The organism is Clostridium sp. Ade.TY, from assembly GCF_000498355.1.
GTDB lineage: Bacteria > Bacillota > Clostridia > Clostridiales > Clostridiaceae > Clostridium.
The window spans coordinates 59783-79127 of record NZ_AVSV01000029.1; the positions used below are offsets into that span (position 1 = coordinate 59783).

Consider the following 19345-nt stretch of genomic DNA (forward strand, 5'->3'; position numbering starts at 1 on the left):
AATACCAATTTAAAGTAAAGTGAATTTAAAACACACTATAATAACTCGTTTAATATGTTACAGTAATCTGTTATTATCATATCTACATTTAAATCAATCATTTTTTGCATATCTTCTTTTTTATCTACTGTATAAACATTAACTTGTAAAAGGTTATCATGTGCCTTTTCTACAATTTCTTTTGTTATACTGTTGAATTCTGGATGAAGTGCATTAGCTCCTACCATTTGACCATAGTTATATGGTTCGTATATACAATCCCAGTAAAGTAGTCCTGTTTTTATTTTTCTATTTAATCTTATACATTTTCTTATTGAATAGTGATCGAATGAAGAAACTATTATTCTATCTTCCATTCCATACTTTTCTATCATTTCATAAAGCTTTTCTTCAATACCTTCATAATGAATTATACTATTTTTAATTTCTATATTTATAAATTTATCATTAGTCTTCATGAAATCTAAAAATTCTTCAAGTGTTGGAATTTTAAGTCCTTTAAATTCTTCTCCAAATTTAATTCCTGCATCTAAAGTTCTTAATTCTTCAAGTGTAAAATCTTTTATAAATCCTGAACCATTAGTTGTTCTATCAACTTCTTCATCATGACATACAACTAACTTGTTATCTCTTGTTAAATGTACATCCATTTCAATTCCATCACATCCAGCTTCTATAGCTTTTTCAAAAGCTAACATTGTGTTCTCTGGATATAATCCACTTAATCCTCTGTGTGCTATATTTAATGTCTTTCCCATAAGTATTTCCTCCTATACTTTACCTTTATGCTTATATATTTGAAGTTTAATAGCTTCCATATCTGCTTTATATTTTAGGATATGTTAAATATAAATATTTAATTAAACCCAAAACTATATATTTTAAAAATTATACATTTTCTACATCGCAAGATATTATATTACCTATGCCACACAATTCCTTGCTTATATTTGATGTAGTATTATTAGTTTTCGTCTTTAATACAAATTCTAAAATATAAATACTTTTATCACTTTCCTTAATCTTATCTGTTTTCAATCTTGAAATTGTATAATCTTCTTTAGCTAATGTATCCATAAGCTTCTTATCTGGTGTACTTGATAACTTTAAAGTTATATCAAAAGCCTTACAGCAATGTAATCTGTTAATCTTCTGAAGTACTTGAAGAACTATAAGTACCATAATGCTTGAAAAAATTCCAACTAAGTACATTCCTGCACCAACTGAAAGTCCTATTGCCGCAGTTGTCCATATTCCTGCTGCTGTAGTTAATCCCTTAACTATTTTCTTTTCTAAAAATATGGTTCCAGCACCTAGAAAACTTACTCCACTAACTACTTGAGATGCTATTCTACTTGGATCTAATTTTACTGACTGCAAAGCAAGTAAATCATAAAATCCATATTTTGAAACTATCATGAATAAAGCACTTCCAATTCCAACTAAAAAGTGGGTTCTAAAACCTGCTTCTTTAGAATTCATTTCTCTTTCAAAACCAATAGCACCAGCTAAAATACCAGCTAATATTAGCCTTAAAAAAATTTTTAATACATCTTGAATTAACATTTTTCTCTCCTTAAATTATTGTTCCTAAAAATAAATAAAGTCCCACCTAAAATTATTTAAAAATTTTAAGTAGAACCTCTCTAAAACTCTCTCTGTCTAACTCACTCTTTTTAATGTACAAATTGGATAACTTCTTCACAATTCAAATTGTATCACCCATTGAAAACATTTTCAAAAATAAATTTTTATCTATTTATTTAAAATTTATCTTATATTATTTATTTTTATCATGATTTTTTAATTATTTTTAATAATTATTAAAAATATATTGGTATTTTATGTTTAATTTTGTATTTTAAATACATATTTTATAATTTTATTTAGTCTCATTTTATTTAGTTAATAAAATATTTGGATAATTTATGCAATATTACTTCATCTATCGTAGTAATTGTGGTATTATATAATTACTACGACAGATAAAGTAATTTTATTTTGCTAAAGAAGGAGGTTTTATTATTTGATTAGTAGCGATGTTATGCGTGGATATAATGACACTATTATTTTAAATATACTTTTAGATGGTGATTCATATGGTTATGAAATTTCAAAAAAAATCCGTGCTATAACAAATGATAAATACATTATAAAAGAAACAACTTTATACTCAGCCTTTACTAGACTTGAAAAAAAAGGACTAATTATTTCTTTTCAAGGTAATGAAACATTTGGTAAGAAACGAACTTATTATAAAATCACTGATAAAGGAATATCTTACTATAAAGAAAAATGTAAAGAATGGATTTTAACTAAAGAAGTTGTGAATAAATTTATAAGGGAGATTGATTAATTATGGAAACTATAAAAAATTATTTAGATAATATGTTTAAAGCATTACCTAAAACTTCTGAACTTTCAAAACTTAAAAGTGATCTTTTATGTAATATGGAAGATAAATATAATGATTTAAAAGCTTCAGGTAAATCTGAAAATGAAGCAATAGGAATTGTTATATCTGAATTTGGAAATATTGATGAAATTATTGAAGAACTTGATATAAAAATAAATTCTGATGATAATTTTAATAATACTAATAATATAAATAATGATTCTAAGTTTAATATTATTACATTAGAGGACTGTACTGAATTTTTAAAAGAAAAGAAAAAAGCTTCACGCCTTGTAGGTATAGGGGTTTTCCTTTGTATTATAAGTGGTGCATTTTCAGCATTAATTTCTGGGCTTTTTGAAAAAAATCTTAGTTTAGTCGGTACTATGTCAATAGCTCCAGTTTTTGTTTTAGTAGTTATTGCAATTGGTTTATTTATATATGCAAATAGTAGACTTCAAAAATATGATTTCATTAAAAATGGTAAATTTAATTTATCAAATGAAACAGAAAATTATATAGATTCAGAATATAAAACTTTAAAAAATAATTCTACTAGAGCAAAAATTATATCAATATCTTTATTTGTTATATCTCCTTTATGTGTTATTATTGCTGAAACAATAAGTGAAACTTTTGAAAATACTTTTGGACCTTTCTTTTTATTGCTTTTAGTTGCTATAGGTGTATTTATTTTAATTAATGTAAGTGGAACAATTGATGGATGTAAAATGCTTCTTAAAATTAATGATTATAGCATTAAATCTCGTAAAAAAAATAAAACTATTAGTGCTGTTTCATCAATAGTTTGGCCTATTGCAGTGTGTATCTTCTTATTTTCAGGCTTCGTTTTTGATCTTTGGCATATTGCTTGGATAGTATTCCCTATAACAGTTTTACTCTTTGCTGCATTTTCAGGCGCTTATAATATCATTAAAGATAAATAAAATTAAATATAAAAATAATGCATAATATTTTTACTATGCATTATTTTTTCTATTTTTAAATCTTTTAATGATTTTATCTTTACCCTTACCTTTATAAATCTTATATACATTAATTTTTATCATTTATTATATTAATTATAACATCAAAGGAAATAGTTTTTGAATATTTATTTATATATATTAATTTAGTTACATTAAGAATAATTTAATTACAAAAAGTAATAGTTAGTAGTTTAAAGCTTATCTACTAACTATTACTTTTAATTATATATATTTATTTTAAATCTATCCATCTTTACTGTATTTAAATTATTTTTATTAAATAAAACTTAGTTTTCGCACATTAAATTGCAATTGCTCCAATTAATCATCTTTTCCATAATAGGTAGTAATGCTAGTCCTGAATCGCTTAAATAATATGTAGATTCAACCGTATTATTAATTGTCTTTTTTTCATTAATTATAATATTATTATTAATTAATAAATCTAATTGTTGTATAAGCATCTTCTTACTGCAACCTTTAATATTTCTAAGTAGCTCTCCAAATCTTATTCTTTCTTCTTGCATACTCCAAATTATTTCTGCAACCCACTTTTTCCCTAATATATTTGATAAAGCTTCAACAGGACAATCATATATCATTTCATCTACACTATACATTAAACTACCTCCAATAGAAATATAATCTAGCTATTGTTTTTTATAATTATACTATAAAGATTAACTATATTAATATATTTACTTTATAAAATTCAAAATATATTTTCACTTTATATTAATGAAAATAAATCATTTAATGCTTCGCTCATAGTAGGATGAGTAAATATATTATCTCTTAAAAATGTGTAGTCTTCATCTGCTTTCATAACTGTACTTACTATATTTATTACTTCACTTGATTCTGGTGATAATAATGTAACTCCAAGTATTTTATTTGTTTTAGCATCAACAACAGCTTTCATCATTCCTTCAACTTCTTCTATAACTCTAGCTCTTGGAATATTTGCCACTTGAAGTTTAGCTACTTTAACTTCATACCCTTTCTCTATAGCTTCTTTTTCAGTTAATCCAACTCTTGATAAACTTGGATCTATAAATACTGAATATGGAACTTCTCCTCTATTATCAGTTGTTCTTTTACCTTCACCAAATAAATTATCTTTTATAATTCTAAAGTCATCTAATGAAATATAAGTAAATTGTAATCCACCAGTAACATCGCCAATAGCCCATATATTTTCTACATTTGTTTGTAATCTATTATTTACAGCTATTGCACCTCTCTCTGTAACATTTACTCCTGCATTTTCTAACTTTAATCCTTCTGTGTTAGGCTTTCTTCCAATTGCAACTAAAACTGCATCTCCATAAATACTTAGTTCCTCGTTACTTAATTTATTTACATAAGATACTTTAACATCTTCGCCCTGTTCCTCAAATGATCTTACACTTGAATTTAAAACAAATGAAACTCCCTTTTTCTCTAATATTTCTTTTACACTATTAGAAATCTCTTCATCTTCTCTGCCTGCAATTTTTGAAAAGGCTTCTATTACTGTTACCTTTGAACCAAAGCTTGCATATATTGATGCAAATTCAAGACCAATATACCCTCCACCTACTATTATTAAATGTTTAGGTAACTTTTCTAAATCCATTATTGTAGTACTTGTGTATATTTTATTAATATCATTTATTCCTTTAATATTAGGAATTACAGTAGTTGCACCTGTATTAATAAATATTTTTTCCCCTTCTAAAATAATACTCCCATCTTTTCCTTTAACTTCAACTTCTTTATTTGATACAAATGAAGCTACGCCATTATAAATATCAACATTTTTATTATCATTTAACATATTAAAATTTTTATTTCTTAACATAGCTGTTAACTCTTTTTTATAATTTATAGCCTTTTTATATTCCTCTGCCTTTTCTTCAAAAGTATTTAAATTTTTATATGAAGCAATTTTTGCTCTATTAACTAATGCCTTTGTTGGAATACATCCAATATTTATGCAAGTTCCTCCATACATTTTATCTGACTTTTCAATTAAAGCTACTTTCTTTCCTATCTTTCCTAAATATTCTGCAAGTGTTTTACCACCTTTTCCAAATCCAATTATTATAGCATCATATTTTTTCATAAGCTATTTAGTAAGAGAATATTATTTTTATTATTAAAAGTTATATCAAAGTTTTATAATTTTAAAAATAACTTTTAATATAATAAAAATATACTTTATATACTCTCTCACTAAAACCTCCTTTCTTAATTTATACTCTTAAGTCTCTAGTAGGTTATTATGTATTTTATTAATTACATTAAACTTAATATTTACTTTATAGTTTTTTCTATAAACTCTATTAATAATTCTTTTGGTAAAAAGCCTGTTCTTGTATCAACTTCTTCTCCATTTTTAAATACTTTTATTGTTGGTATATTTTTAACTCCATATTCTTCAGTAATATTTTTATTTTCATCTATATTTACTTTAACTATTTTTACATTTTCAAGTTCAACATCTACTTCATCTAATACTGGAGCTAACATTTTACATGGTCCACACCAATTTGCAAAAAAATCAACAACAACTATCCCATTGTCTTTTAATACTTCACTTTTAAATTCATTTTCATTTATATGTTTTACCATCTTTCATTCCTCCAATTTCTTAACTTGGCTTAATTCTATCAGGCATAATTTAATTGAACAATTAGGCACTTTTTAGTTACCAGTAAAAAAGACTTATTCCTGAATTATCTTTCAAGAATAAGTCTTTATTGTTTTTAATTTGAATCTATATTTATTTCAATATAACACTCTATAAATAAATTAATGTTCTTTATTTCTTCCTAATCATTAATTTATAATTATCATCTAAAGTTAAATTGAACTGCTACTATATATTTTATAAACAATCCTATATCAACTAAATATATTATAATTGATATAAAAACAGCTGGTATTACAGTTATTACACATAAAATATTAATTAAAAATAATATTATTTTATTAGTATTTATATATTGGCTTTTTATATTTCTAATACTCACTACTAAAGCCCAAATAAATATAATTATTCCTATAATCATTATTAAGTTAATTAAAAAAATTTCATTTTTATTATTGCTATTAAATAAAAGAGCAGAAGCCAAAATAAGAAAAGTTATAATATTAACTAAATACATTCCAGCTAAAAAATAATCTAGCTTAACTTTATAGCTTATACAAACTCTTATAGCAAATAAAAAAACTAAAACTACTAATATTAAAATTTTAATCATCCCCCACCATATATTTTTTATTAACCCCTTAAAATATTAAAACCCACATTTTATAATCCTATATAAATAAATTATAATAAAATTTCCAATATTTGTATATAAACTTTTTGAATTACGCCCTCAATCAATTTAAAACATATAATTCCTTTTATTGTTTTTTAATACAACTTTATACTATAATTATTTTGTATAGAGGTTTAAAATTTAAAAAGTTAGAGGGTATATGAGATGTTTGAAAAATTTTATGAAGATTTATTAGAAAAAGTTAATTGTGGAAACCAAGCTGTAATGCTTACATATTTAAATTCAAGTGATTCTACATATGGTTCCATAGAAAAAAAGTTAGTTTTAACTTATGATGATATAAATAAAAAATCTATAAGTTTAGATGATTCTATTTATGAAAAGATTAATGAAGCACTTTCAACTGGAAAAGTAACTTCTATTTCTCTTTCAGAAAACAAACTTTTATTAATTGAACCATTCTTCCCAAAACCAAGATTAATAGTTTTTGGTGGTGGTCATGTGGCCAAGCCTTTAGTGGAGTTTGCATCTAGGATAGGTTTTGCTATAACTGTTATAGATGACAGACCTTCCTTTGCCAATTCAGTTCGTTTTCCTAATGCTGAAAACGTTATTTGTGAAAGCTTTGAAAAATCATTTAACCTTATTGAATTTAGAAAATCTGATTTTGTAGTTATAATAACTAGAGGACATAAGCATGATGGATTAGTACTTAGAAAAGTATTAAATTATGATCTTAGTTATATTGGAATGATTGGCTCTAAACGTAGAGTAAAAGGTATGATGGATGAATTAATTGAAGAAGGTTTTTCAAAAGAAAAATTAGATAAAGTTAACTCTCCTATTGGTCTTGATATTGGCGCAATTACACCTGATGAAATAGCTATTTCAATTGTTTCTGAGCTTATTATGTTTAAAAATAAAAATATTTTAACTGTAAATTCTAAAAAATTCTCTTATCCTGATTTTGATAAAGAAGTCTTTTTAGAAATATGTAAAAATGAAAATAATCCAAAAGCTATTATAACTATTATATCTTCAAAAGGTTCAGTTCCAAGAAAAGCTGGTGCTAAAATGATATATAAATTTGATGGAAGCACTTTAGGAAGTATAGGTGGAGGTTGTAGTGAAGCTTCTGTATTATCTAAAGCTAGAAATATTATGTTAAATAAAGGCTTCTTAATTGAACGTGTTGATATGACAGGTGACGTAGCAGAATCAATGGGAATGGTCTGTGGCGGAATTATGGATGTTATTATTGAATCCTTTTAAAAAAGTGGACAGTATAATTTACTCTTGATAAATTATACTGTCATTTTTACTTTATATATAACAAATTTATATTCATTCATCTATAAGTATTTGTATCTGACAACTATAATAATCTGTATCAAAGAAATCATTAAATAAATCAATTTCTATATAACTTTTCATCTTTATATTATTTTCCTTAATATAATTATTCAGCTTAATTAAACATTCTTTTTCATTATCTTTACTATAAGCTAAAGTTAAGTATTTTCCCTCTTCCAAAACTTTAATATTATCATCTTTAAAAATCTCATTATTAAAAAATTCTAAATCATCATCAATTGTATTAAATACATATTTAGACTTTAAATTCTCATTTTCTAAAACTCCATCTTTTGAATTTAAACTATAAATTATTCCTCTCTCCATAGAAACTTTTAACCTTTTATTTTTAATAATTTTATCCAAATCAGAATAATAAATAAGCTCCTTTAGACTTCCTGCTTCCTTGCATGGAGTTATAACTACATAACGCTTTTTAAAATATTTTACTTTTATATCAGTATTATTTAATAATTGTTTTGAATAGCTTACAACCGAATCCAATCTATTTATATTATCAATTACTTCTTCCTTTTTCTTTATATTTTCTTCTGCTTCTAACTTCTTTTTATTTAAAAATAAAATTAACTCATCAGTATTACAATTTTCAAATATTTCTTGAAGTTCCTTTATACTTGTTCCTAAAGTTCTACACCCTTTTATAATATCAATATGAATAAATTGATCAATTGAATAATACCTATACCCTGAATCTTTATCTATATATTTTGGTATAAGTATTCCAATTTTATGATAATATCTTAATGCCTTTATTGTAATATCTTTAATTTTTGAAACTTCACCAATTGAAAATAGCTTTTCCATAAATCTCACCCCTTTATAAGTTTTATATTGTAATTTAGTTTAAGCTTATGTCAATTTTTAATATAGAATAAAACACTTTTAAAATTAAACAATATAAATACTATATTAAAACTCAATTAAAATATAAATTTATTTTAATTTACTTATTGACTCTCCCCTTAGAGTATACATTACTATCATTATAAAGTATTTAAAGTACTAAATATAATAATAATTTATAAAAAGGGGTTTGTTATTATGAGCAAAATAATTTATAGAAGTTTAGCTAAAGAAGATTATAATACTGTAGAAAAAATGATTTGTGATGCTTTTGGTTTTAGAAAATTTATTAAAGATGAAAAACTTTTAAATTCATTATTAACTCTTTATCTTCAAAGCTGTATATTAGAAAGTTCCTTTTGTAAGGTTGCTGTAAAAGATGGTACTGTTGTTGGGATTATTTTAGGAAATAGCAAGGCTGAGAAAAACGCTTTAAGAAAACCTCACAATAGTTTTAAATTTATTTCTAACGGACTTAAACTTGTTTTTACTAACAAGAAAAATAGAAAAGCACTTAAAGATTTTATGAAAATTCAAGATGCATATAATGAAATTATTAAAGGTAAAAAAGATAATTTTGAAGGTTCTATACAACTATTTATTGTCTCAAAAGAGTGCAGAGGATTTGGCGTTGGTAAAACTCTTTTGAATTATTTATTTGATTACATGAATACTGTAAATGTTAAGTCTTTGTATTTGTATACTGATGACAGATGTAATTATGGATTTTATGATAGTCAAAATTTTAAGCGTATAAATGAAAAATCTATTTCTTTTGATTCAGTAAATGCAAAGCTTGATGTATTTTTATATAGTTATAGTTTTTAACATTTTATAAATATCCTGTTTTTAAATATAATGTATAATAATTACATTAATTTTTAAAAGGGGGTTTTCTAATGAAAAATCAAAAAATGACAATAGTGTTAAGTTGTTGTCTGATAATTTTGACCCTTATGAGAATTTTTTTACCACCAAAGATTTTCTCTTTATCTTTTATATTTCTTCCTTTTGTTATAATAATATTAGGTTTAATATTTTGTAAAGATAAAAAATAAATTATATTTATAATACAAAAAGCTTAAGTATTTTAACTTAAGCTTTTTTATTCCAGTAATCTGCTTTGTTTTGTCCCAAATTTTCAATTTTATTTACTGACCTCTTTAATTTATTGAAGATAAATATAACATCTCTTTTCTATTTGTTGTTTATATTTAAATATATTCATGAAAATAAAGACAATAAACTAACTTACTGCCTTTATCTAATATTAATATATAACTCTATAAATTTTCTTTTATTTTAATTATTTCTTCTTCAGTAAGTCCTGTGGATTTAGATATTATTTCAATTTCTATATTTGAACATAATAAATTTTTAGCTATTTTACTTTTAGCTTTCAATTCTCCTTTTTCTTCTGCATTTTCTAATGCTGATATTTCATCATAAATAGCCTTTTCTCTCATGTTATATCTTTCTCTTTCTTTGCTATCCATACTTAGTCTATATAACTCTGTCTTTGCTTGTTTTATTGCTTCATCACTTAATTCTAACTGTCTTACTGTATTACTTTCAGGTTCTATTAAAAACTCTAACCATCTTTCTAATGCATCCATTTTTTCTATATCTTCTACTTCTTCTTTATTTCCTATTTCATTAAACTTAGGTAATTCTATAAAATGTATTTCTTGAAGATCTGTTAACTCTTCATTTGTTGTTACTTCTTTTAACCTATATGTATTATGATATTTTTCATTATCTAAATATTTAAAGTTTAATATATTTATACATACAGTTCTTTCTAATATTTTATAATTTTCTCTATTTTGTATTTGCTCTGAATACATCCTGCTCCAATAATATAAAGTTCTTTGAATCATATTATATTCATTTTTAACTTGAATTTCTATATTTATATGCTCTTTATTATTTGTTGTTGCTTTTATATATAATCTACTAAACTTACTTTCTATATATTCTTTATCTATATCATTATTTTTTATTTCAACTTCTTTTATAGGGCTTATTGGTTTTATTACTGCATTTAAAAAATTTATTAATATTAGTTTATTTTTTTCTTCCCCAAAAATCTTTTTAAAAATAAAATCAATTTGTGGATTTAATAAGGTTCTATATATCATTTGAATTATTCCTCTATTTTCTTTTGTTCTGAAATGTATTTTACTTCTACTATTGGTTCGTAACTCTTATTCATAATTAAATCAATTCTAATATTCTTATCCAGAATATCAATTTTAGTTATATATTTTCTTTTATCTATCTTATTAATATAATCACTTCTCATATATAAGGATTTAATATATTGCAACTTGGAAAAAATATCTGTAATCTAATAATAAAATTCATTATTACTTCTTACTCCAAATATATTAACACATATTAATATGTCATTTTCAATATTTCTTCTAAATTTCAAATTTCATCTGTATAACGCCGTTTCTATAATTCCTTTATAGAGACTATATTATTTTCTTCTGTATTTTTAATATACTATAATTAATACTTACTTGAAAATTTATCCTTAATTTGATTAATTATCTATAAATACGCTATAATTTATATATATAAATTTAATTAAGAGGTTAATAATATGAATGATACTAATTTAAGAAAAATATGGTTTATAACCAGACCCGAAAGAGATCCTTCATTTCATGAAGAAGCAATAAAAGCGTTATCTACAGCCACTAATAATTTTACTACTAAATGGTCAAGTAATAGACAACTTCATAAAAATTACGAACAAGCTTTAATAGATATTGGTATTAAAAGAAACTCTATTAGTAAAGATGGTTCTGGTGGAAGAACATGGGCTGCCTTATTAAAAACATTTGCTTATTGTTATACTTCCAATAACGGACTTTTAATTCCTACAAAAGTTACTATTGAAATATTAAAGGGTAATAATATATTTAAAAATATAAAAAAACAAATTCTAACTTTACAAATTCCTAATTCCTATTTTCTTGAGAGTGGATTTAAACCTAAATTTGATTCAAATTTTGCAATATTACCTGTAAGATTTTTAATAAAATTATGTGCTAGCTCTAAACTAGAATATCATCTAACAAAAGAAGAAATTACTTTTATTGTTATGACAGCTCAACGCGATAATGAATTAGAAAGCATAATATCAAAAGTACAAGCATTTCGAAATATGTCTTTAGAAGAAAAGAATACCTATAAAACTATGATTTCAAATAAATATGACCATAGAGAACGTTCGGATAGCGCAGCTAGAAATTTTTATACTGCTCATTCAGATGTAGCTCACACATTTATGCTTATAGCTGAATATACTGGATTGGTTCAATATAATAGAGGTATCAACGCTAAAATATATATACCCTTATGCAATATTTCAAATGTTATTTCTGATTTAGAATATTATGATACACGCTATCCATTTAATAATAGATACTTATTTTCATTAGAAAGAATGGCCGAAGTTAATGGATTAGATATTAATTCTTATAAAGCTAGCAGATATGGTAATATAAAGCCAGCTACAAACTCAGATAAAAAATTAAAAAAAGTAGAAAAGTTACTAAATAAATATCCAAATCCATCATCTTTGTCTAATAATAAAATTATAGAAATACTATCATCGTCTTTTTCTATTTGCGAATCAAAAAGGCTATCTGAATACATTATCTCTAATCCAATTATAGAAAACTTAGATGAAAACTTTATAAATGGCGTACTAAATGAACCAAATAATTTAGAGTTTGAAAAAAAGATTGGTAGAATATTAGATCAACTAGGCTTTGAAGTATCAATGCATCCTAAAGTTGATGGTGAAAGAACTGAGATAGATATATTATTAAAATACAATGGTAATCTTTGTGGTATAATTGATGCTAAAAATTATAAAGAAAAATTTACGCTATCATCATCACTATCATCTCACATGATATCTGAGTATATACCTAACTATATTAATTATGATAACCATAATTTAAAGTTTTTTGGCTATGTTACATGCAACGATATTGGTGGTATATCTAATCTTTCAAAAATATCTACTAAATCATCTAATGGGGAAATACTTGGCATAATGATTAATGCTAAAACTCTATTAGCACTTTTAGATTATTGTATAGATAATAATCTTCCACAGCAAAATAGAGTAAATTTATTTTTGAAATTAATTGATAATAGTGGCTATACTTCTTTTACTCAAATATCTGACAAATTATAAAGGACATTACTTATGTAATGTCCCTTATATCATCAATATTCCATTTAGCCGGTACTGAATCATATTCTATACCTGCAAAAGTATTCATAATTGCCCTAATAATAATACTTGCTCCCATTGGAGGAACTGCCATCCCTATTTGTTTTCTTATGTCTTCTTTACCACCTTCAAATACATAACTATCTGGAAATGTTTGAAGTCTTGCTCTTTCTCTGTTAGTTAATGCTCTTGGAACATCATAATGATACATATGTGTACCTCCACCTCCACTTCCTGTTACAGTGTAAGCTGGTAAATCTGGATGTAATCTCTTGTAAATATTACTTAATTTAGCACCATTTACATTTAGTCTTAACTCCTCTGGTATTCCTTCATACCATGCATTTTCACCTGGTGGAATAAACTCCAATCTTCTAACAGTACTTGCTGGATGTTTTGTAAATTCATTATTGTATAAGGCATCTTCAACATTACCTTCTAAATCATAATTCCCATACTCAAATACCTCCCTAGAAGTTTTATAATCCTCTCTTCTAGGAGTTGTTGGTGCTGGAACATTAAATGTTAATCCTAAATCCCTTCTTATTCCTACTATTATTATTCTATGTCTAGCCTGTGGAACACCATATTCTTCAAACTTATAGTAATGAGGAACTATGTTATATCCCCCATATTCATTAATATTCTCATCTGATAAGTCTCTTAATATTTTAATAAATGCATTTCCCTCATTAGCATTACTTAATCCGCCAACATTTTCTGCTAGAAACCATTGTGGACTATGATGCCTTAGAACACTCACCCCATAAGTATATAATGGACCAAATTCTCCATTAAATCCTTTTTTTTCACCTACATTACTAAAATCATTACAAGGAAATCCAAATGTAAATGCATCAATAGGAGGTAATAACTCTACATTTAATTCTCTTACATCCTTACATATTATTGAAGCATTGCCTTGTAATACATTATTTTCATCATCTGTTATTATTTCTTCTGTAGATTCACATATATTTCTTGCAAAAGTTCTACATGCTGAGTAATCATAATCATTTGCCCAAACATGCTGTACTCCATACTCTTCTCCATTTTCCATAAAAGAAGCCATTTTTGCACCTAATGCTAATCCTCCTGGACCACAGAACAATTCTCCTTTTCTAAAAATCATAATATTAATCACCTCCTTAAACGATTATATCACATGCGTCAAAATATTGCTGCAATTTTAACAATGTTTTTCGTATTATTTTATTTATATCTTACACATTGATTTTTAAAATTATTCCTTAAATTCATATATTTACTTTTTATGTTATTAGTTATATTATTTAATTATAATTAAATAAAGAAAGGATGATATTTATTATGGCAACTACTGGTGATTTTTTTACTGTTGACTTACATGATGTGCATTTAAATTGGGGAACTGTTAGTAGAGATGGTTCTAGAAATAGACATCCTGATGAAGTATATATACCCATAACAATGGATACAGCTATGCGTTTAAACTTACTTAATAATTGTACTGAATTTAATGTACATGGACAAGATTTTACTGTTAAAGCTACTGGTACTCAAGGTACTAATGGTATATACGGGAAAAATTTAACTAGTGCTAATGGATTAAGACATCTTGGTAGATATTTGAAAGGGCATTTAAATGCTATTCCTGGTAATACAGTTAGAGTTGAATGGCTATCAGATACAGAGGTTGAAATAACATTAGTTTAGGATATTGACGAGGTTATATGAACCTCGTCAACTTACAATTTTAATAATAACATCATTTACTTGTAATAGAATTCACTATTATTAATTCTATTAACTTCATTCCATTCTTCAAAAATATATCAAATGAGCAATTAATTATCAATTTAATATTCACGCTTAAAACTTTACCACTAGTTTAATATAATCAATACAAATAGAGTTCTATTACTATCTAATTCCTATAATTTAACACTAATCAAAAAACAAAAGTAACTACATAAAATTACTTCTTTTACAAAAAGCTTATATACCTAATCCTTAAAGTCCCAAACTATCTATTCCTAAATGATTTTTACAAAACTCCAAATTATCAAATTCCTTTTCCTTAATATACTTTAGCATATCTATTAAATAATCTTTATGGTGTCCAAGTCCCTTTGAAAACAGTTGAATAAACTTAACAACATTTTCTTTTGAATCAGTTCCATTTTTTAAATACATACCAACTAAATAAAATCTTATAAGTGAATATCTCATTAAAAGCATAATATATCCATCAAACATTGAATCATTTTCTGAAAATGGGAACATATAATTATAAATAAAATTAACTATATAATTTTCAAAAATATAGCTATTTTTATCTAAAAACTCTTTATTATAATCTTCAAAAACTTTTATATAATCTTTAGAATACTTACTTAAGTTATCTTCTTCATTAAGTTTAAAAGATTTAATTATATCTTCTGTATGCTCTTTAAATAACTTACTATCTACATCTCTAAAGTTCTTAAAAAACTTCATTACCTTTTGGAAAAAATCCAAAGATATAATATAGCTCATATTATCTTTTCCATAATAATCATTCATTTTATTTATATCATAATTATTTATAAATTGTTTTACACCTTTAAAATTATAAGAAACCTCTTCCTCTAATGAACTTATAAATTCACCTAATATGTAAAGTCTTTCATTTATATCAAATTTTCTATTTTGAATTATTTTTATGCTTAAATCTCTTATTTCTTTAAAATATTTTACTGGTGAATTATTAAATATTTTATCACCTGTATTAACTTCACTTGATATTATATGTTTGCCTAAAACCTCTTCTGACTCTGAAAACTTAATTCCATCTTCTCTTAATAAAAGTATTCTTGCAGCTTCTGGACAAGATACATCAAGTGACATTTCATAAATTCCATCTATTTTATTTAATATTCTTGGAAAAGATGTACAAACATTTGAAAGATATTCTTCTCCTAAATTTGATTGAATTACACAATAATTTTTTTCATCTAAAAATGGACATCTCTTATCTTTTTTTAATTTTACCTGTCCGTAGTCTACATCATCACTTGTTTTATATTCATTATTGTGTACATTTTTTTGGAACATTCTCTTCATTTCCTGATCTTTAACTTTATAATATTGTCTAAAAGTTATTTTATCTATATCTATATTCCATCCAATGCAACAACTATCTTCACATGCACCACCTATACATTTAAATTCTTCTAAATAGGTTGGATATCTCTTTTTTATATTTGTTCCCATCTTTTTACTTCCTCTACACTCTAAAATTTTTCTATTTATATTTTACATAAATTTTATAAAAATAAAAATAATACACGTTTAAAAATCATAAATTAATCTATCTTTCTCTCATAAACTTATTATTTAATTATACATCAACAATTTTATTTTCATAATAAAGTATTTTTTAAAACTAAAAGAGTTGTATCAAAATCGAAATTTTTAAGTAGAATTATATAAAAACTGAATAAAATAAATAATATAAGAAAAATATATTCTAACCTTCTTATTATTTTTTTGCACAATATTTGTAATATTTTTAAAGTATAAGTTAAATGAAAGAAGGCTGTCTATTTTGAGACAGCCCCTTAATTATTTAATATTAATATTTAAATCTAAAATTTTTTGTAATATAAATTAAAATATATTTATATACTTTATGTTCCACAATAAGTTTTATAATTACAATTTACCTTTTCTTGTAACTTAGCATAATATTCTTGTTCTTTAGTATGTGCATATGGATTTTTTAAAGCTTTCATTAAATTATCCATTACACTATAATCCCCATTTTCTGTTGCTGCCTTTAGTGCTTCTTCAACTCTATAATTACGTGGAATTACTGCTGGATTATTATTTTTCATAAGATTAATTACTTCTTCCTTAGAATTATCTTGTCTCTTTAATCTATCTTTCCACAATTTATAAAAGTTTTTAAACTCTTCTTTAGTAAAAATATCCTCTTCTACTTTATCAAATGTTAATGCTATAAAAGTGTTAGTATAATCAGCTTTGTATTTATACATTATACTTAAAAGATAATCTATTAAAGTTTCATCTTCCTCTTCTTTAGTAAAAAGTCCAAGTTTTTTTCTCATACCATCAAGCCAAAATTCCTTATAAATATTTGGATATTTTGAAATTACATCCTGAGCTATATTGATAGCTTCTTCTTTATTTGGATGAATAAGTGGTAGTAAGCTTTCAGCAAATCTTGCAAGATTCCATCCTCCAATGTTTGGTTGATTTCCATAAGCATATCTTCCAGATACATCTATTGAACTAAATACTGTCTCTGGATTATAAATATCCATAAAAGCACAAGGGCCATAATCTATTGTTTCTCCACTAATTGTCATATTATCAGTATTCATAACACCATGAATAAATCCAACTAACTGCCACTTAGAAATAAGTTTTGCTTGTTTTTTTATAACTTCTTCTAATAAATAAACATAAGAATTTTCTTTATTTAATCCTTCTTTAAAATGTCTATTTAAAGTATAATCTGCTAAATCTTTAAGCTCTTTAACTGTTCCAAAATTAGAAATATACTGAAATGTTCCAACACGAATATGACTTTTTGCTACTCTTGTTAAAATAGCCCCTTCTAAGTATTCTTCACGAACTATTTTTTCTCCAGTTGTAACTACTGCTAAGCTACGAGTTGTTTGGATGTTAAGCCCAGCCATTGCTTCACTTATAATATATTCTCTAAGCATTGGACCAAGAGTCGCCTTTCCATCTCCACCTCTTGAATAAGGTGTTCTTCCTGCTCCTTTAAGCTGAATATCAAACCTTTCACCATCAGGTGTTATATGCTCTCCAATTAAAACTGCTCTTCCATCCCCTAACATAGTAAAATGTCCAAATTGATGTCCAGCATAAGCTTGAGCAATAGGTGTTGACCCTTTTATATTTTCATTCCCTGACAATATATTTAATCCATAATCACTTTTTAAAATATCAGTATTTAATCCTAACTCCTCTGATATCTTATCATTAAATATAACTAACTTAGGCTTAGGTACATGACTTGGGTTTTGTATAGTAAAAAACTTATTTTTAAGTTTTAAATAACTATTTTCTATATTAAAACCTGTATTTTCTATATTCATAAATTATTTTTAGTCCCAAGTATTAGTATAACTAACTCGTTACTAAATCCTCCCTCCTTTCATATTATAAGATTTTAACCTTATAATATGTTTAATAAATTTATCATCAGTTCACCATATATGAATATTAATTTTCTTATATGATTAATGGACTGATTGTAATTTTTATCTTTTAATAATAATTATCTTTTATCTTTATACTTATAATACATTATTATGTGCAATAATCAATATAATCTTTCTATTTTATTAAAATTAAAGTGCATAATAATATTTAATAAATTTATGTTAAATATATTTTTTGATTTGAATCATATTAAATGTTTCATAAATTAATTATTATTAACTCATACAAAACAGACTTAACAAATTAGGAGTTGATTTTTTATGAAACAATTAAAATTAGAACAAAAATTAGGAGATATAGTTGCTGAATATCCAGGTGCTGCAAGAAAATTTAATGAATATGGAATAGATTACTGCTGCCATGGAAATAGAACTTTAGTTGAAGCTTTAAGCGATATAGATATAAATGATAATGAATTTATTAAATCACTAAACAATGATTATAATGAGTTTTTAAATTCTAATGAAATATATGTAGATTGGAGAAAAGAAGATCCAAGAGATTTAATAAATCATATAGTTGAAACACATCACAACTTTACATTTAATATTTTAAAAGAATTAGATGAATTAATATTAAAAATAACAAGAGTACATTATAATCATGCTCCTGAACAATTATTAGTTATTCATAAATTATTTGGAGAATTAAAATTAGAGCTTGAAGAACATTTAATTAAAGAGGAAAATGAATTGTTCCCAAGAATAGCTGAATATGTAGAAACTAAAGATTTAAAAACTAGAGATAAAATCTTTGAATACATTGGAATAATTGAAAGTGAACATAGAGGGGCAGGTCATATATTACAAGACCTTTATAGAGAAACTAACGGATACAAATTACCTGAATGGGCATGTACGACTTTCAAATTAGTTTATATGAAGCTTCAAGAACTTGAAAAAGATTTATATGTTCATATTCATAAGGAAAATAGTATTTTATTTAAAATGATTTAGTATATAAATAAAAAGTG

Annotated in this window: 18 protein-coding genes; 7 read left to right on the forward strand and 11 right to left on the reverse strand. The window is 24.6% G+C overall.

The annotated features are described in order from the left end of the window. Positions 1–35: 35 nt before the first annotated feature. Positions 36–758 carry a glycerophosphodiester phosphodiesterase gene (locus O212_RS0111835; protein WP_029699360.1) on the reverse strand — a complete coding sequence of 241 codons (723 nt, stop codon included), beginning with the start codon at positions 756–758 and terminating at the stop codon, positions 36–38. A 130-nt stretch (positions 759–888) separates the two neighbouring features. Beyond that, a complete protein-coding gene (locus O212_RS0111840) occupies positions 889–1566 on the reverse strand; it encodes an MgtC/SapB family protein (protein ID WP_024615316.1) in 678 nt (225 codons plus the stop codon). A 460-nt stretch (positions 1567–2026) separates the two neighbouring features. Between O212_RS0111840 and O212_RS0111845 the strand changes: the two genes are divergently transcribed. Beyond that, entirely contained in the window at positions 2027–2356 is a 330-nt protein-coding gene (locus O212_RS0111845; protein WP_024615317.1) for a PadR family transcriptional regulator, read from the forward strand. Between the two features lie 2 nt (positions 2357–2358). Next, positions 2359–3342, forward strand: coding sequence for a permease prefix domain 1-containing protein (locus O212_RS0111850; protein WP_024615318.1), 984 nt, complete (start codon positions 2359–2361; stop codon positions 3340–3342). 329 nt (positions 3343–3671) lie between these two features. On the opposite strand, the gene O212_RS0111855 is transcribed toward O212_RS0111850, so the two are convergent. From O212_RS0111855 to O212_RS0111870, 4 genes are all read right to left on the reverse strand, one after another. Next, positions 3672–4004 (reverse strand): helix-turn-helix domain-containing protein, encoded by a 333-nt coding sequence (locus O212_RS0111855; RefSeq protein WP_024615319.1) that lies wholly within the window; start codon positions 4002–4004, stop codon positions 3672–3674. A gap of 110 nt (positions 4005–4114) precedes the next feature. Then, positions 4115–5491, reverse strand: a complete 1377-nt coding sequence (locus O212_RS0111860) for an FAD-dependent oxidoreductase (protein ID WP_024615320.1) — start codon at positions 5489–5491, stop codon at positions 4115–4117. 191 nt (positions 5492–5682) lie between these two features. Continuing rightward, the gene (gene trxA, locus O212_RS0111865) at positions 5683–6000 is read right to left on the reverse strand and encodes a thioredoxin (protein WP_024615321.1); all 318 of its coding nucleotides are present in this window, start codon (positions 5998–6000) and stop codon (positions 5683–5685) included. Positions 6001–6221: 221 nt separating this feature from the next. Beyond that, positions 6222–6632 (reverse strand): hypothetical protein, encoded by a 411-nt coding sequence (locus O212_RS0111870; RefSeq protein WP_024615322.1) that lies wholly within the window; start codon positions 6630–6632, stop codon positions 6222–6224. A 228-nt stretch (positions 6633–6860) separates the two neighbouring features. On the opposite strand from O212_RS0111870, the gene O212_RS0111875 reads away from it, so the two are divergent. Further along, positions 6861–7928, forward strand: a complete 1068-nt coding sequence (locus O212_RS0111875; RefSeq protein WP_024615323.1) for an XdhC/CoxI family protein — start codon at positions 6861–6863, stop codon at positions 7926–7928. A 72-nt stretch (positions 7929–8000) separates the two neighbouring features. Here the strand turns inward: O212_RS0111875 and O212_RS0111880 are convergent, their stop codons facing one another. Next, a complete protein-coding gene (locus tag O212_RS0111880) occupies positions 8001–8834 on the reverse strand; it encodes a helix-turn-helix domain-containing protein (protein ID WP_024615324.1) in 834 nt (277 codons plus the stop codon). Between the two features lie 237 nt (positions 8835–9071). On the opposite strand from O212_RS0111880, the gene O212_RS0111885 reads away from it, so the two are divergent. After that, positions 9072–9701 carry a GNAT family N-acetyltransferase gene (locus tag O212_RS0111885; protein ID WP_024615325.1) on the forward strand — a complete coding sequence of 210 codons (630 nt, stop codon included), beginning with the start codon at positions 9072–9074 and terminating at the stop codon, positions 9699–9701. A 455-nt stretch (positions 9702–10156) separates the two neighbouring features. Here O212_RS0111885 and O212_RS0111895 read toward each other — a convergent pair whose 3' ends face one another. Continuing rightward, positions 10157–11014 carry an Rpn family recombination-promoting nuclease/putative transposase gene (locus tag O212_RS0111895; protein WP_024615326.1) on the reverse strand — a complete coding sequence of 286 codons (858 nt, stop codon included), beginning with the start codon at positions 11012–11014 and terminating at the stop codon, positions 10157–10159. Between the two features lie 470 nt (positions 11015–11484). Here O212_RS0111895 and O212_RS0111900 point away from each other — a divergent pair, with 470 nt between their 5' ends. Next, complete coding sequence (locus tag O212_RS0111900; protein ID WP_024615327.1) at positions 11485–13095, forward strand: AlwI family type II restriction endonuclease; 1611 nt, start codon at positions 11485–11487, stop codon at positions 13093–13095. A 10-nt stretch (positions 13096–13105) separates the two neighbouring features. On the opposite strand, the gene O212_RS0111905 is transcribed toward O212_RS0111900, so the two are convergent. Then, positions 13106–14266, reverse strand: a complete 1161-nt coding sequence (locus O212_RS0111905; RefSeq protein ID WP_024615328.1) for a DNA cytosine methyltransferase — start codon at positions 14264–14266, stop codon at positions 13106–13108. Between the two features lie 197 nt (positions 14267–14463). Here O212_RS0111905 and O212_RS0111910 point away from each other — a divergent pair, with 197 nt between their 5' ends. Further along, the gene (locus tag O212_RS0111910) at positions 14464–14829 is read left to right on the forward strand and encodes a hypothetical protein (RefSeq protein ID WP_024615329.1); all 366 of its coding nucleotides are present in this window, start codon (positions 14464–14466) and stop codon (positions 14827–14829) included. Between the two features lie 297 nt (positions 14830–15126). Here O212_RS0111910 and fliB read toward each other — a convergent pair whose 3' ends face one another. After that, a complete protein-coding gene (fliB, locus tag O212_RS0111915) occupies positions 15127–16368 on the reverse strand; it encodes a flagellin lysine-N-methylase (RefSeq protein ID WP_024615330.1) in 1242 nt (413 codons plus the stop codon). Positions 16369–16784: 416 nt separating this feature from the next. Beyond that, entirely contained in the window at positions 16785–18245 is a 1461-nt protein-coding gene (locus O212_RS0111920) for a protein adenylyltransferase SelO (protein ID WP_024615331.1), read from the reverse strand. 387 nt (positions 18246–18632) lie between these two features. Between O212_RS0111920 and ric the strand changes: the two genes are divergently transcribed. Further along, the gene (gene ric / locus O212_RS0111925; RefSeq protein ID WP_024615332.1) at positions 18633–19328 is read left to right on the forward strand and encodes an iron-sulfur cluster repair di-iron protein; all 696 of its coding nucleotides are present in this window, start codon (positions 18633–18635) and stop codon (positions 19326–19328) included. Positions 19329–19345: the final 17 nt, after the last annotated feature.

Excerpts from the sequence above, each read along its gene's own strand:
- O212_RS0111835 (WP_029699360.1), bottom strand. The coding sequence starts at position 758 with ATGGGAAAGACATTAAATATAGCACACAGAGGATTAAGTGGATTATAT.
- O212_RS0111840 (WP_024615316.1), bottom strand. The coding sequence starts at position 1,566 with ATGTTAATTCAAGATGTATTAAAAATTTTTTTAAGGCTAATATTAGCT.
- O212_RS0111850 (WP_024615318.1), top strand. The coding sequence starts at position 2,359 with ATGGAAACTATAAAAAATTATTTAGATAATATGTTTAAAGCATTACCT.
- O212_RS0111855 (WP_024615319.1), bottom strand. The coding sequence starts at position 4,004 with ATGTATAGTGTAGATGAAATGATATATGATTGTCCTGTTGAAGCTTTA.
- O212_RS0111860 (WP_024615320.1), bottom strand. The coding sequence starts at position 5,491 with ATGAAAAAATATGATGCTATAATAATTGGATTTGGAAAAGGTGGTAAA.
- trxA (WP_024615321.1), bottom strand. The coding sequence starts at position 6,000 with ATGGTAAAACATATAAATGAAAATGAATTTAAAAGTGAAGTATTAAAA.
- O212_RS0111870 (WP_024615322.1), bottom strand. The coding sequence starts at position 6,632 with ATGATTAAAATTTTAATATTAGTAGTTTTAGTTTTTTTATTTGCTATA.
- O212_RS0111875 (WP_024615323.1), top strand. The coding sequence starts at position 6,861 with ATGTTTGAAAAATTTTATGAAGATTTATTAGAAAAAGTTAATTGTGGA.
- O212_RS0111880 (WP_024615324.1), bottom strand. The coding sequence starts at position 8,834 with ATGGAAAAGCTATTTTCAATTGGTGAAGTTTCAAAAATTAAAGATATT.
- O212_RS0111885 (WP_024615325.1), top strand. The coding sequence starts at position 9,072 with ATGAGCAAAATAATTTATAGAAGTTTAGCTAAAGAAGATTATAATACT.
- O212_RS0111895 (WP_024615326.1), bottom strand. The coding sequence starts at position 11,014 with ATGATATATAGAACCTTATTAAATCCACAAATTGATTTTATTTTTAAA.
- O212_RS0111900 (WP_024615327.1), top strand. The coding sequence starts at position 11,485 with ATGAATGATACTAATTTAAGAAAAATATGGTTTATAACCAGACCCGAA.
- O212_RS0111905 (WP_024615328.1), bottom strand. The coding sequence starts at position 14,266 with ATGATTTTTAGAAAAGGAGAATTGTTCTGTGGTCCAGGAGGATTAGCA.
- O212_RS0111910 (WP_024615329.1), top strand. The coding sequence starts at position 14,464 with ATGGCAACTACTGGTGATTTTTTTACTGTTGACTTACATGATGTGCAT.
- fliB (WP_024615330.1), bottom strand. The coding sequence starts at position 16,368 with ATGGGAACAAATATAAAAAAGAGATATCCAACCTATTTAGAAGAATTT.
- O212_RS0111920 (WP_024615331.1), bottom strand. The coding sequence starts at position 18,245 with ATGAATATAGAAAATACAGGTTTTAATATAGAAAATAGTTATTTAAAA.
- ric (WP_024615332.1), top strand. The coding sequence starts at position 18,633 with ATGAAACAATTAAAATTAGAACAAAAATTAGGAGATATAGTTGCTGAA.